The following is a 13353-nucleotide window of genomic DNA, read 5'->3' on the forward strand; positions in this document are numbered from 1 at the left end:
GCTGGCTCATCACAGTGCTGCCTGCACGGCCTGCTCAAATGCCGCAGCCTGGCTGCAAACCGCTTTGACCTTTGCCCAGTTGGCGGTGATCTTGCCCGCGTGCGTTCGGTATTCGCGAACGACCTTGCGAATTCGCTGTGCCTTTGGCAACAAGGCCAAGCGTGCCTCTACGGCCACATTGCATTCAGCGCCCGCCAACAGCGCATCACCAGCAGGCAAGGTAGCTGCAGCCAGCCAGGTGCCTGAAGATTGAGCAGGCAGGCACAACACTGATTTGGCACCTGGTTGGGCCGGGTTCAGCCAACTGCGCAGCAGGGCTTCTAGTCGAACGCAAGTGTCCGACACAGGTGGGGAAGGCATGTGGCAGGGCAAGGAGGCCCAGCCCTTTGCAAGGGCCTGCGCAGGCACTTCACGTCCACAGTCTGCGTAGTCCTTCTGCGCCACATCCACGTCCAGGTGTATCACCAGCAGGTCAAAGCCTTCGAGTGTGGGGTCGGTGTCCAGCGAGGCGGCGTGGCGCGAGCCTGCCGCATCGCACCACTTCAACACGCCACCCCAACCGCTACCCATAGTGGGCTGGGTGGCCTCTGGCTGCAACAAGGTCAAGGTGAAGCGCGTAGGCACAATGGCCTTGAGTGCGGCTTGAATCACCTCAAAGTCGGTCGGCCCTTCCGCCACCAGCGCAATGCGGGGCTCAGACATTGGGCACCGCTCCCAAGTGGCCCATCATCCACAAGCGCGAGAGCGGGAAGTCTTGGTTCATTGCTGCCAACTTGGACGAGGGCTCAATACGCCGCACCACCGTCATGCCGTCGCTGTTGCGCTCCACTGCAAAGAGCCGGGTTTCGGGGTCAGACAAATCCAGTCCATCCAGCACGGCGGGGTTGTGCGCGGTGAACAGCAACTGCCGTGTGGAATCGCCAAACTGCAGCCAGCTTGCAAGGTGTGCGGCCAAACGCGTCAGCAAGCGAGGATTCAGTGCCTGGTCCAGGTTGTCAATGGCCAGCATCTTGGGTGCCTGGGGCAGCAGGCACAGCGCCGCACAAAAAAGGATGTACAAGGCCCCTTCGCTCGCGTCGTAGGCCGTCAGCTCATTGCGACTTTTGGCCATAAAGCGGTCGGTGAACTTGAGCATCAGCTTGGTGCGCGGCACCTTGCTCGATATCAACGATGCGCCGTGGCTGGTGGCTTGCACGTCGGCCACCCAGTCGATCAGCGCCAGGACCTGGTCGAGCACCTCGGCACCTTCCTCGCCCTTGGCATCCAGGTGGTGGCGCATTGATTCAAAGGCCTCGGCCAGTTGCCCACCGTTAAGACCTACGGGTGGGCGCGACTGCATGTCGGGCACCACGCCACGCAGCGTGGGAGTGTTGGGGCAATAGATGGCGTAGTTCTGCAAGCGCTGCATCAACAAGGCGGCAGCGTTGCTAGGCTCCAACTCCACCAAGCGCAAGGCGGCCAAGCCTGCTTGAGGATTCAGGTTCTTTTTGTTGCGCACGCCGTCGGACACGATTTCAGCCGTGCCATCGGTCAAGACTTCGGTCTTGTAGGTCCAGGCGGGGTCTGGTGACTCCAGCGGGTTCAGCAGCGACACCCGGAACGCTTCGCGTTGCTTGCCCTCCACCCCGATAGCAATGTGCGCGGGCGTGCGCTCTGCCGCGAACGAGCTTTTGTACAAGCGCGGCAAGCCGGCCCGCACGCCACGCCGCAGCAGGCTTTCATCGTCCACCACGCCATTGGCCGCAGCGCCCAGAACGCCCAGAGCTTCCAGCACATTGCTTTTGCCCACGCCGTTGGCGCCAATGAAGCAGTTTAGGCGGCCCAATTCCACATGAGCCTCTTGGATGGATTTGAATCCGTGGATGTGGAGTGTGCGGATCATGTGGGTGTCTCCTTAGGTTCGTGGCTCATACGGGGTCCATCACTCATACCAATCGCGTCCTTCCCGTCAACAGCTCTTGCATCATGCCTTGCTTGATGGCGCGGGTTTTGGCGAGGCGGGATTCGAGGGCGGCGAGATCGATGTCCATGTCGGAGAGGATGGCGGCGATGGCGGCTTGTTCTTCCCGTGTCGGCGGTGACAAGACGTCAAGCACGAGGAGTTTTGCGGCGGAAAGCCCAGGTTGCGCAGATGACTCAGAGTATTGATTCAAATTCATTCGCCCAAGCACATAGGTTAGCCAGGTGGTAGCAACGTCAGAGCGAACAGATGCTACGAGCGCATGCTCAGACGCAAAGAACTTTCCCTCGACTCCAATCACATTTCCACACAGCGCACCTTGCCTGCCAATCAACACATGGCTTCCATCATGGGTGTACGTCGCGGTGAAACCGCGTAGCCCATTGCCGCCAAAGCAGCGATATGGCGAGTGATCGTCAATCGATTCGGTGGTAATTGTTTGTCCACTCTTCAGCGAGCAAAGTTCGCCCAGCTCTTTCGCCGTCCACTTCCCACTGAACCCCGGAAGGCGGGTTTGGCCGGTGAGCAGTTGCTGCATCGTGGCTTGTTTGATGTCGTGCTTCTTGACGATCAGTCGCTCCAGCCCGACGATCAGGGAATCGATGTCGGAGAGAGCGGTAGCGATGGCGCGTTGCTCCTCCACTGACGGTATAGCGACACGAATATCTGAGATTGGACCTAGGTTTATTTTTCTTGGGACTGCAGACGGCAATGAGTGCAGCTCAACTTCCTGCTTAAACATCGGCGAGTTTGCATACTGCGCAAAGTACCTCGCATCAATATCGCGTAGCTTTAACAGGGCTAGGCTGACATAGAAGCTGGCGTCCACATCCCAATCGATAAGGCGGCACTCTCCAATTGACCCAATTCGAGTCATCAGCACGTCACCTCTTTCCATTTTGAATGTGCGCGTCAAGAACCGATGCTCTTCCAGAGAAATGAACTTCGTGTTGTTGAAATCACCGCTGGTGACATGCTCGACGCTGTAAAAGGGGACCCCGTCTCTCACGTACTTTGGCGTTTGGTGAGTACCGTCATGGACTTTGCCGAGTTCGCGTAGCGTCCGGACGCACCATTCCACCGGAAGTTTGCCAAGCTCGGTACTTTGGAATTTGGTGCTTAGTTTCATACAATCCCCATGCGCTGCAAATGCTCACCCACCTTGGCCGACAGCACCTTTATCTCATCCACCAGCTCCTGCAACGGCACCGCATACCGCTCCGCCAGCTCCCGAATTCGCCGCGTCAGCGTTTGGCTCACGCGGTCCAGCTCGCCTTGCACATCGGCGTGCATGCGCGCCAGCCATTTGTCGTTCACCACCAGTTGCTGAATCTCGGCCACGCTGAGCTTGGCATAGTGGTCATGGGCCAATTGGTCCAACCGCGCGTCCAACTCTTTCAAGCGCTTTTTCAAACTGGCCTCGTCCGCGCTGAGCTTGATCCACTCGTTCAGCACCTTCAATTCCAGCGCGCTGTTGTCGTCTTGTTGCGGTTCGGCCTTGATCTCTCTGATCCGGTCTTTCACTGCTGCGGCGTTGATCTTGTCGAAACCGGCGAATACAGCACCTGATTCATCGTCGCCGCTGTGCTCATCTTCCAGCTCATTGATGGCGCTGCTGGTGGCGTCCAACTTGGCTTGTTCGGCGTCCAGCGCGGTTTGTTGAGCGGTAAAGTAGCGGGCCACGATCAGGGCCTTGGGCACCAGGTCGCAGGCCCAGCCTCTGTCTTTCTTCTTGCCTTTTTTGTCGGTCTCGATAATGCGGGCGGGCTTGGCCACCCAACCGTCCTGGGCCACTGCGTAGACATCGTCCTGCATGGCTTCGGCCCAGTAGTCCATCAGGTGTTGGTAGACACTGTAAGCGTCTACCAACGGAGCGGGTTCAAAGCTGGCCAGCAGGTCTTCAGACAGTTGCTCGATAAAAGCCTTGGGGTGGTCGCCCACTGTCAGGCCCTTCATATGGGGCTCATTGCGCGCTTGCCATTCGACAAACAGCTGCGTGGCGCTGGCCTGAAAGGCGATGAACTCGGCATGGCCCAGGATGGCGGCTTTGACCTCGGCCACGGGTTGCTGCAGCTGGCTGTAGCCTGCGCGCAGGGGCGCAAACAAGGCACTGCGCAGCGTGGGCATGACCTCCCAATAAGGGGCCAGCGTGCTGCCCGTACCAAACAGGTCGCGGTCAGGGATGCCGCCGTTCAGGTGGCCGCTGAGGTCCTGGATATCCTCTTGCTCGCCACTGTCTATGTAGCGCGGCAGGTTGAGGTTGTAGTCGTTCTTGTCGCTGGCAATTTCGCTCAGGGGCACCATGCGGGCGTAGCCTGGTACATTCGCCGCCGCATCTCCTGCTTTTTGGAACACATCCACGATGCGGTGCAAGTCTTGCTCACGCAAACGGTTCTTGTTGCCATCTTTGATAAAGCCTTTGCTGGCGTCGATCATCATTACACCCTTGCGGGCAGCAGCGTTTTCCTTGTCCAGCACCAAAATGCAGGCTGGGATACCGGTGCCATAGAACAAGTTGGCGGGCAGGCCAATGATGCCTTTGAGGATGCCGCTGTTGAGCAGTTGCTTGCGGATCACGCTTTCCGCATTGCCGCGGAACAGCACGCCGTGCGGCAAGATACAGGCGGCTTTGCCGGTGGCCTTCATGCTGCGGATGATGTGCAGCAGGTAGGCATAGTCACCCTGCTTGGCCGGGGGCTCGCCCCAGGTGAAGCGTTGGTAGGGGTCGGTGACCGGGGTCAGGCCGGTGCTCCAGGCCTTGTCGCTGAAGGGTGGGTTGGCCACCACATAGTCGTAGGTACGCAGTTGCTCACCATCTTTGAACTTCGGGCTGGCCAGGGTGTTGCCGCTCACGATGTTGGCCGTGGGGAAGTCGTGAAGGATCATGTTCATCCGCGCCAGGCCGGCAGTGGTCACATCCTTTTCCTGGCCCTCCAACGTGATCTTGTTGCCTGCTTCGGCAGCCACCTTCAGCAGTAGCGAGCCTGAGCCGCAAGTGGGGTCGTAGGCGGTGGTACTGGCACGGGTGTTGGTGGGCGAAATGCCAATGACTTTGGCAATGACGCGGCTTACCTCAGATGGCGTGTAGAACTGGCCTTTGCTCTTACCGCTCTCAGTCGCGAAGTGGCGCATGAGGTATTCATACGCATCTCCCAGTATGTCGTCGTGCTCGGCGCGGTTTTGTGAGAAATCCAGCTCAGGCTTTTGGAAGATGCTGACCAGGTTCGTCAGGCGCTCCACCATTTCGGCGCCGGTCCCCAGCTTTTCTGGATCGTTGAAGTTCGGGAAATCGCTGCGGGCCAGGCGGCTGTTGGCATCGATCAGCGGCTGGATGATGTCGGTGTTGATGCGGTCGCCGATATCAGCCTTGCCCTTCAGTGCGACCATGTCCTTGAAGCTGGCCCCCTGGGGGATGACCACGGGTGGGGCGAAGTCGTCCGAATCGGCGTACTTGTCGCTGATGTACTTGATGAACAGCATGAACAGGACGTAGTCCTTGTACTGGCTGGCGTCCATGCCGCCTCGCAGTTCATCACACGATGCCCAGAGAGACGAGTAGAGGTCTGATTTTTTGATGGCCATGAGGCAGAGATCACATTCTTAGTCTTTGAGAGGCAGAGCCAATGGCGGTGCCGTTGCTGACGGCGTTCAGCCTTTAGCAATTATTTGGTGGCCTCGATCGCCCATGATTTTGCCCTGTTTGGCATGGCATACAGACGAACCATCCAATGTACGTCTGGCTCATCAGTGGTTGCATGAGGTCATAGAACTCGCCGACCATTTACAGTGGACGGCATGTCGGTCGCGCGCAATCATGCCCTGACCCGCGAACAGCTCTTCCCAGTCAACGTCAGGTACTGTTTAACGTGCTTTACCCAACTGTCAGCCATTTCCGGATCTTGATTGTAGATTGAACGTGACATCTATTTACACTCTGCTCAATTTGACTGATCTTGCTTGCTTGGGCGGCTTTGAACTTAAGGTGAGTTCTGCAAATCTTGGTGATGCCAATAGGCCTAACCTAACCACGACCCCCTCACCTTCCTATGAACGCCACCACAGGTTCCAACCGATCCGCCTACCGAGCCTACGTCTACCAAATACCAACACCGTCACCACCGCGCCAATCAACACCCTTATGACGGGTCCCACCCAGCGTTTCAAAACTATTGTCATGGGGAAAATGCGCAAGATGCCGTTGCGGTAAGGAACGGCGACCAGCTCACACCGCGCCACCTTTCCTCGCCTCGGCAGCCTTCTCATTAGCCCGATGCAGCACCCCCTGCGCATCCTCCGTCAGCGCATACAAAGCACTGTGCAAACCGCCTTGCAGCCACTTGCTCAGCTTGAACGCCCCGCCATCATCTGCACCGATCAGCAGCGCCGATATAGCACTCAAGCCATACAAGCGCGTGTTGATCGCTTGGGCTTCCCACTCCGTCAGCGCTAGGTCGTCCGTAAAACCGCAGGCCCTGCGGAGCCTGCAGATCTCGTGAATGTCCAGAGGCTGATCGCCATGGCCAGCAATGGCCTGGATGGCATCGGCATAAGCGGTATCCAGGCGGGAGGTACCCGAGCTGGAATCCACGGATGAGCCAGGATTTGCTGCCGCGCGGGCAGTTTGGGGCTTGCTGTTCATGATGACGCCTCCAGGCTCCGCGACAGGTTGCACAGTGCAGGCAGTAGTGCCTGTACAGCCATGTTCAGCGCGTTGCGCGCGTCGGGATGCAGCTGGACAAGGGCAGTTTCGCCCAGGCAGGAAGTGAGCGCAGAGATGCGCGCGAGGGAGGACTGAGCCATGGTGGACTCCAAGCAGGATGGTTTGCTACAACCACCGCTTCCCACGCCAATGGGGGCGGCAGCTCGAACAGGTTGGCGTACCGGCCCCGCTTGCGCATACCGGCGAGCCTTGCGGCTCCCTGCCCGAGCCGCCATAAAACGAGCACGAACAAACAAGCCGCAGGTACTCTGCGGAAGAGACTGCGGCTTGCGTCGCAGCGGGAATCGGGACGCCAATCCCGACTGCGCTTTACTGGCGCAGCGGCGTAACTGTAGCACGGCAGGAATGGGAGTGTTTAGGTGTGGCGCTTTATTGAACCCCTCCTCTGCCCCAGCCTCTCGGCCCTCTTCAGTGGAGCGTTAGCGGCCCGACCGTTTCGGGAAGCCATCACGGTCAATGACATGGATGTGCTCTATTTCAATGCAGCCATAGCCCAAGCGCTGGCGCTTAGCCTGCGCGCCATTGCCCGCTCAAGCGATGCGGTCCATGGACTTCCGGGCCAACCAGCCCGTGGCATGCAGCAGGGCATGCATTACGTGAACTAGGGGGCGACGTAAAGGGTTTGCAGGTAGTAGCGCGGGCGCTGTTCTCAGGAGGGCTCGGAAAGAACTTCTCCCTCCATCACCAAGGCCACCCCGCTTTATTTCGCCGCCATTTTCTTTCGGAGGACACCCAGCCTAGCAGCCTGCCAATCTCGACACCCAACACTTTTGTATAGTTTTGTACACTGCCTCTCCCAGCGCTACATTCGGTCAGAAAACCCCTTTGCCAAAGCGCCGCGGGCTTGAACAATCGCCCGGTCAGTTTGACAAAACAACCCCTCCCAAAGGATTTGACCATGAGCGCAGCACAAGACAAGGTTCTCTACACCGGCCGCACAACCACCACTGGCGGCCGCTCCGGCGCATCGCGCAGCGATGAAGGGCATCTGGATATTCGCCTGACCCAGTTTGGCACGGCAGGCACGGGCACCAATCCGGAGCAGCTGTTTGCGGCGGGCTGGTCGGCCTGCTTTATGGGGGCGATGGCGCGGGCCGCGCAGCCGCTGGGCGTGAAGCTGCCGGCTGACCTGGCGGTCGATGCCGAGGTGGACCTGGTGCAAAACACCGAGGGCTTTGCGCTGGCGGCGCGGCTGAACGTCAGGGTGCCGGGCGTGGCGCATGACCAGGCGCTGGCCGTGGTGCAGGCGGCGCACCAAATCTGCCCGTACTCCAAGGCGACACGCGGCAATATCCAGGTCGATCTTTCCGTGGCCTGATCGCCCGTTGGCTTCCCTTCCGGCTTGATCTCCATGCGCAGCATTCTTCAACGGCTTGTCCCTTCCACCCTGCTGGCGCGTGTCGCCTTGCTGGTGGTGCTGGGCATGGGGGTGGCGCAGCTGCTCACCTATATGGCCATTCGCCATGAGCGTGAGCAGGCGCTGATGCGGCTGATGATCAGCGGGGTTGAGCGCGATATCGCCAGCTCAATCGCGCTGATCGACCGGCTGCCGGCCAACGAGCGCCAGGATTGGTTCCCCAAGCTCGAACGGCCCAACTACAGTTTTTCTCTGGAGGGCGCGGTCAGCAACGCCGCGCCCACCGACGCGGCGCTGGCCCGTTTTGCGCAGGTGGTGGCCAATGCCTTGCAGCCTTTTCCGGTGCTGGCGTTAGGCCAGCTGGGCGACCGGCCCGATGCCGTGCGCATGCAGCTGCGGCTGAGCGACGGCGCACCGCTGTACATCGTGGCGCGCCGCGTGCCGATGCCCGTATCGGGCTGGGTCACCTGGTTGCTGCTGGGCCAGCTGCTGGTACTGGCAGGCCTGGCCTGGCTGGCGGTGCGCCTGGTCACCCGGCCTCTGGAGCGGCTGGCCACGGCGGCCGACCAACTCGGCCCCGACCTGCAGCCCACCGTGGTGGCCGAGGCCGGCCCCGCCGAAGTGGTGCGCGCCGCGCGCGCCTTCAACGCGATGCAGCGGCGCATTGCCGGCTACCTGAACGAGCGCATGCAAATCCTCGCGGCCATCTCGCACGACCTGCAGACCCCCATCACGCGCATGCGGCTGCGGGTGGACCTGGTGGACGACATGCCCGATGCCGACAAGTTCCGCCAGGACCTCGAAGCCATGCGCAGCCTGGTGCACGAAGGACTGAACTATGCCAAGACCCTGCAAGGCTCCGACGAAAAAGTGCGGCGCCTGGACATGGATGCGCTGCTGCGCAGCATTGTCAACGACTATGCCGACACCGGCAGCCCGGTGACGATGGAGGGCGCTGCAGGCCAGCCCATCCGCACCCGCCCCAATGCGCTGCGCCGCATTCTGGGCAACCTGATCGACAACGCCTTGAAATACGGCCAGCGCGCCGATGTGCATCTGCGCCTGCAAGCAGGCCATCTGACCATCGATATCTGCGATGCCGGACCCGGCATCCCCGAGGAGCAGCTCACTGCCGTGCTGCAACCCTTTTACCGGGTCGAGGCCTCCCGCAACCGCGACACCGGCGGCTCCGGCCTGGGCCTGGCCATTGCCCACCAGCTGAGCCTGTCGCTGGGCGGCACCTTGAGCCTGCACAACCGCCCCGAAGGCGGCCTGCGCGCCAGCCTGCAGCTGCCGGCCACCCGCTGAAACCCACTGCCACCCACTGACACCACCCCAACCTTCTGCTATGACAAGCACCTCCCCAGCCAGCGACCACATCCTTTTGGTGGATGACGACCGGGATATCCGCGACCTGGTCAGCGCCTACCTGCAAAAAAATGGCCTGCGCGTGACCACCGCACCGACGGGCCGGCATATGCGGCAGCTGCTGGAGACCGCTGGCCCGTTTGACCTGGTCATCCTCGACCTGATGCTGCCCGGCGAAGACGGGCTGACCCTGTGCCGCGACCTGCGCGTCGGCAAGTTCAAGACCACGCCCATCATCATGCTGACGGCACGCGGCGATGAGACCGACCGGGTGCTGGGCCTGGAGATGGGCGCCGATGACTACATGCCCAAGCCTTTTGCCGCGCGCGAGCTGCTGGCACGCATCAAGTCGGTACTGCGGCGCACGCGCATGCTGCCGCCCAATATGCGCAGCAGTGAAGAAGCGCGCTTTCTGGCCTTTGGCGAATGGCGGCTCGATACCGTCGAGCGCGTACTGCTGGACCAGGATAGCGTGATGGTGTCGCTGAGCGGCGCCGAATACCGGCTGCTGCGCGTGCTGGTGGACCACCCGCAAAAGGTGCTCAGCCGCGACCAGATCCTGTCCATCACCCAGGGGCGCGAGGCCGAGCTGTTTGAGCGCTCGATCGACCTGATGATCAGCCGCCTGCGCAAATGCCTGAACGATGATGCCCGCGAGCCGCGCTATATCAAGACGGTGCGCAGCGAAGGTTATGTGTTTGCCAGCCAGGTGGAGGCCCAGGATGTTTAGTGTTCGCAAATGGCTGTATGCCTGCATGTTCTTGCTGGGCTGCGCGGCTGCGGAGATCGCCTCGCCCGCAGGCCGGCCCTGCCCCTTGGCCAGCAGCAGTACGCCGCTACGCAAACGCGGGCCCCGCGCTTAACGCTGCCAAGCAGCAGCAACACCCATCACACCCGACACCGCCACCTTTCAGGTGGCGGTGCCGTTTCCGGGCTCCGCAATCACGGCTTTGTATAGCTGTGTATCTGCCCGCGCCACTTGCTACACGGCCATGCATTTGGGGGGTGCGCATGACACATGCCACATACATGGCGGCGGTCTACTAGCTAACAGCCAAGACAAACGAGTTTCGGCACCGAGCACCCCACCCCCCTTCACCCAGCAAAGGCCCTCCATGAACCCGATCACCACCTCCTCCCGCCGCAGCTTTTTAGGCAACGCCGCCCTGGGCCTGGCCCTGGCACCCATGGGCAGCTTGCTGGCCAGCAGCGCACGCGCCGCCAGCCCGGCAGGCGCCACCAGCTTTGGCCCGCTCAAGCAGATCGATGCCGGCGACCTGCGGGTGGAGTACGCCGAAGCGGGCCCCGCCAACGGGCCCGTCGCCATCCTGCTGCACGGCTGGCCTTATGACATCCATGCCTTTGTCGATGTGGCGCCGCGCCTGGCGGCTGCGGGCTACCGCGTCATCGTGCCCTACTTGCGCGGTTACGGCGGCACGCGTTTTCTGTCGGCCAGCACAGTACGCAATGGCCAGCAAGGCGCGGTGGCGCAGGACATCGTTGCGCTGATGGATGCGCTGGGCGTGCGCCAGGCCGTGCTGGGCGCCTTTGACTGGGGCGCGCGCACCGCCTGCATCATGGCGGCAATCTGGCCCGAGCGGGTCATCGGCCTGGTGTCGGTGAGCGGCTACCTGATCGGCAACCCCCAGGCCAATGCCAAGCCCCAGGCGCCTGCTGCCGAATACGCCTGGTGGTACCAGTCCTACCTGGCCACCGACCGGGGCCGCGACGGCTATGCCGCCAACCCCGCCGCCTTCAACCGCTTTATCTGGCAGCAGGCCTCGCCCCAATGGCAGTTTGACGATGCCACCTACCAGCGCAGCGCCCAGGCCTTTGACAACCCCGACCATGTCGCCATCGTGGTGCACAACTACCGCTGGCGCATTGCCTTGGCACAGGGCGAATCGCGCTTTGATGCGCTGGAGGCCCGGCTGGCCAGCGCGCCCCGCATCGCCGTGCCCAGCATCACGATGGAGGGCGATGCCAACGGCGCGCCACACCCCGCGCCGGCCGCCTATGCCGCCAAGTTCAGCGGACCCTACCAGCACCGCAACCTGGAGGGCGGCATTGGCCACAACCTGCCCCAAGAGGCGCCTGCTGCCTTTGCCCAGGCTGTGATCGACGTCACCCGCTTGTAAGCCCGTCCTTCACCTGCCATCGAAGGAGCTGCCATGGCCTTGTACCTTGTTGCCTTTGCCGCCGGGGTGCTCAGCGTGCTGAGCCCCTGCATCCTGCCCGTTCTGCCCTTTGTCTTTGCACGCCAGGGCCAACCCAGCCGCCACGGCAGCCTGCCACTCTTAATCGGCATGGCGCTGGCCTTTGCGGCCGCCGCATCGCTGGCCGCTGCCGCCGGCGCCTGGGCGGTACAACTGAGCCAGTGGGGCCGGAGCCTGGCACTGCTAGGCTTGGGTGTGTTTGCTGCGTCCCTGCTGTTCCCCCGCCTGGCCGCCTGGTGGAGCCGGCCGCTGGTGCAGATCGGAGAAAAGCTGGCCGCCCAGCACCCTCAGCAGCGCTGGCTGCATTCCGCGCTGCTGGGCGTGGCCACCGGCCTGATCTGGTCGCCCTGCGCCGGCCCGGTGCTGGGCCTGCTGCTGTCGGGTGCCGCACTGGCGGGGCCGGGCACCGCCACCAGTTTGCTGCTGCTGAGCTATGCGGCCGGTGCCGGCCTGGCCTTGTGGGCTGCGTTGCGCATCAGCGCCGGCACACTGGCGCGGCTGCGGGCCCATTGGCTGCCGGGCGAGCGCCGCCGGCGTGCCGCAGGCGCCGCGATGCTGGCCGCCGTGCTGGCGGTGGCCACCGGGCTGGACAGCCGCCTGCTTGCACAATCGGGCGCATTGAACGGTTTGGGCAGCAATGGGCTGGAGAGCAGCCTGCTGCAAGCGGCCCTGCCCTCCGCCCAAGCTGCCGAGTTGGCGGGCAATACCGCAGCACAGTTGGGCAACGGCGCCCCTTACACCAGCTCCCTGCCGGTCGAATCGACCCGCCCCAGCCTGGAAGGCGGCACGCAATGGCTGAATGCTGCGCCGCAGTCCATCCCCGCGCTGCGCGGCAAGGTGGTGCTGGTCAATTTTTGGACCTACTCCTGCGTCAACTGCCTGCGTACCCTGCCCTATGTCAATGCCTGGGCGCAAAAGTATGCCGATCGCGGCCTGGTGGTGGTGGGGGTGCATGCGCCCGAGTTCGCGTTTGAGAAGGACCGCAGCAATGTCGAGAAGGCCTTGCAGCAGCTCAAGATCAGCTACCCCGTCGTGCAGGACAACGGGTTCCGCATCTGGCGCGCCTTCAACAACCAGTACTGGCCGGCCCTCTACCTGGTCGACGCACAAGGGCGTGTGCGCCACCACCAGTTTGGCGAAGGCGGCTATGCAGCGACCGAGCGCGCGCTGAACGAGCTGCTGCGCGAAGCCCAGGCGCCATCGGCAGCAACGGCACCTGCGTCTACTGCGAACACGGTCCCCGACACCGGAGGCCTGGGCATGGCCGCCGACACCGCCAGCCTGCGCAGCCCGGAGCTCTACCTGGGCTACGACAAGGGCGGCAGCCTGCGCCTGGCAGGCCGCCCTGCCCCCGACAAGCCAGCCGACTACCAGCCAGCGGCGCTGCGCCTCAACACCTGGACCTTGCAGGGCAACTGGACCTTGAAGCCCGAGTGGGTACAAGCCAACAATGCGGACGGCCGCCTGGCGCTGCGCTTTGAGGCCCGCGATGCCAACCTGGTGCTGGGCGCCGCTGGTCCAGGTCCGCTGCGCTTTCGCGTCACCATCGACGGCCAGCCCCCAGGCATTCACCACGGCAGCGATGTCGATGCCCAAGGCTACGGCCAGGTCGATGCCACGCGGCTGTACCAGCTGGTACGCCAGCAGGGCCCGGTGAAGGAGCGCACGGTGGAGATCGAGTTTCTGGATACGGGGGCGCAGGGCTACGCGTTTACGTTTGGCTAATAGGTCG

11 protein-coding genes are annotated in these 13353 nt (G+C 62.4%); 5 read left to right on the forward strand and 6 right to left on the reverse strand.

What is annotated here, in order from left to right; genetic code table 11:
- Window positions 1-9: 9 nt before the first annotated feature.
- The 6 genes from ACHWUQ_RS22230 to ACHWUQ_RS22255 form a co-directional block, all read right to left on the reverse strand.
- A complete protein-coding gene (locus tag ACHWUQ_RS22230; RefSeq protein ID WP_394682469.1) occupies window positions 10-702 on the reverse strand; it encodes a hypothetical protein in 693 nt (230 codons plus the stop codon).
- Window positions 695-1882, reverse strand: a complete 1188-nt coding sequence (locus ACHWUQ_RS22235) for an AAA family ATPase (protein ID WP_394682470.1) — start codon at window positions 1880-1882, stop codon at window positions 695-697. The genes ACHWUQ_RS22230 and ACHWUQ_RS22235 overlap by 8 nt, the downstream gene beginning before the upstream one ends.
- A 43-nt stretch (window positions 1883-1925) precedes the next feature.
- Window positions 1926-3089 carry a restriction endonuclease subunit S gene (locus ACHWUQ_RS22240; protein ID WP_394682471.1) on the reverse strand — a complete coding sequence of 388 codons (1164 nt, stop codon included), beginning with the start codon at window positions 3087-3089 and terminating at the stop codon, window positions 1926-1928.
- On the reverse strand, window positions 3086-5542 hold the full coding sequence (locus tag ACHWUQ_RS22245; protein ID WP_394682472.1) for an N-6 DNA methylase: 2457 nt from the start codon (window positions 5540-5542) through the stop codon (window positions 3086-3088). Before ACHWUQ_RS22245 ends, ACHWUQ_RS22240 begins: the two co-directional genes overlap by 4 nt.
- Window positions 5543-6182: 640 nt before the next feature.
- Entirely contained in the window at window positions 6183-6599 is a 417-nt protein-coding gene (locus tag ACHWUQ_RS22250; RefSeq protein WP_394682473.1) for a hypothetical protein, read from the reverse strand.
- Complete coding sequence (locus ACHWUQ_RS22255; RefSeq protein ID WP_394682474.1) at window positions 6596-6760, reverse strand: hypothetical protein; 165 nt, start codon at window positions 6758-6760, stop codon at window positions 6596-6598. Before ACHWUQ_RS22255 ends, ACHWUQ_RS22250 begins: the two co-directional genes overlap by 4 nt.
- Window positions 6761-7578: 818 nt before the next feature.
- Between ACHWUQ_RS22255 and ACHWUQ_RS22260 the strand changes: the two genes are divergently transcribed.
- From ACHWUQ_RS22260 to ACHWUQ_RS22280, 5 genes are all read left to right on the forward strand, one after another.
- Complete coding sequence (locus ACHWUQ_RS22260) at window positions 7579-7998, forward strand: Ohr family peroxiredoxin (RefSeq protein WP_394682475.1); 420 nt, start codon at window positions 7579-7581, stop codon at window positions 7996-7998.
- Window positions 7999-8031: 33 nt separating this feature from the next.
- Complete coding sequence (locus ACHWUQ_RS22265; RefSeq protein WP_394682476.1) at window positions 8032-9345, forward strand: ATP-binding protein; 1314 nt, start codon at window positions 8032-8034, stop codon at window positions 9343-9345.
- 40 nt (window positions 9346-9385) lie between these two features.
- Window positions 9386-10135: a response regulator gene (locus ACHWUQ_RS22270; protein ID WP_394682477.1), complete on the forward strand. Its 750-nt coding sequence runs from the start codon at window positions 9386-9388 to the stop codon at window positions 10133-10135.
- 385 nt (window positions 10136-10520) lie between these two features.
- Window positions 10521-11543, forward strand: a complete 1023-nt coding sequence (locus ACHWUQ_RS22275) for an alpha/beta fold hydrolase (protein WP_394682478.1) — start codon at window positions 10521-10523, stop codon at window positions 11541-11543.
- A gap of 33 nt (window positions 11544-11576) precedes the next feature.
- Window positions 11577-13346, forward strand: coding sequence for a cytochrome c biogenesis protein DipZ (locus tag ACHWUQ_RS22280; RefSeq protein WP_394682479.1), 1770 nt, complete (start codon window positions 11577-11579; stop codon window positions 13344-13346).
- Window positions 13347-13353: the final 7 nt, after the last annotated feature.

Source organism: uncultured Comamonas sp., assembly GCF_964277875.1.
In the GTDB taxonomy this organism is placed as follows: Bacteria; Pseudomonadota; Gammaproteobacteria; order Burkholderiales; family Burkholderiaceae_C; genus Comamonas; species Comamonas sediminis.

Excerpts from the sequence above, each read along its gene's own strand:
- ACHWUQ_RS22230 (WP_394682469.1), bottom strand. The coding sequence starts at position 702 with ATGTCTGAGCCCCGCATTGCGCTGGTGGCGGAAGGGCCGACCGACTTT.
- ACHWUQ_RS22235 (WP_394682470.1), bottom strand. The coding sequence starts at position 1,882 with ATGATCCGCACACTCCACATCCACGGATTCAAATCCATCCAAGAGGCT.
- ACHWUQ_RS22250 (WP_394682473.1), bottom strand. The coding sequence starts at position 6,599 with ATGAACAGCAAGCCCCAAACTGCCCGCGCGGCAGCAAATCCTGGCTCA.
- ACHWUQ_RS22265 (WP_394682476.1), top strand. The coding sequence starts at position 8,032 with ATGCGCAGCATTCTTCAACGGCTTGTCCCTTCCACCCTGCTGGCGCGT.
- ACHWUQ_RS22280 (WP_394682479.1), top strand. The coding sequence starts at position 11,577 with ATGGCCTTGTACCTTGTTGCCTTTGCCGCCGGGGTGCTCAGCGTGCTG.
- ACHWUQ_RS22275 (WP_394682478.1), top strand. The coding sequence starts at position 10,521 with ATGAACCCGATCACCACCTCCTCCCGCCGCAGCTTTTTAGGCAACGCC.
- ACHWUQ_RS22245 (WP_394682472.1), bottom strand. The coding sequence starts at position 5,542 with ATGGCCATCAAAAAATCAGACCTCTACTCGTCTCTCTGGGCATCGTGT.
- ACHWUQ_RS22270 (WP_394682477.1), top strand. The coding sequence starts at position 9,386 with ATGACAAGCACCTCCCCAGCCAGCGACCACATCCTTTTGGTGGATGAC.
- ACHWUQ_RS22260 (WP_394682475.1), top strand. The coding sequence starts at position 7,579 with ATGAGCGCAGCACAAGACAAGGTTCTCTACACCGGCCGCACAACCACC.
- ACHWUQ_RS22240 (WP_394682471.1), bottom strand. The coding sequence starts at position 3,089 with ATGAAACTAAGCACCAAATTCCAAAGTACCGAGCTTGGCAAACTTCCG.
- ACHWUQ_RS22255 (WP_394682474.1), bottom strand. The coding sequence starts at position 6,760 with ATGGCTCAGTCCTCCCTCGCGCGCATCTCTGCGCTCACTTCCTGCCTG.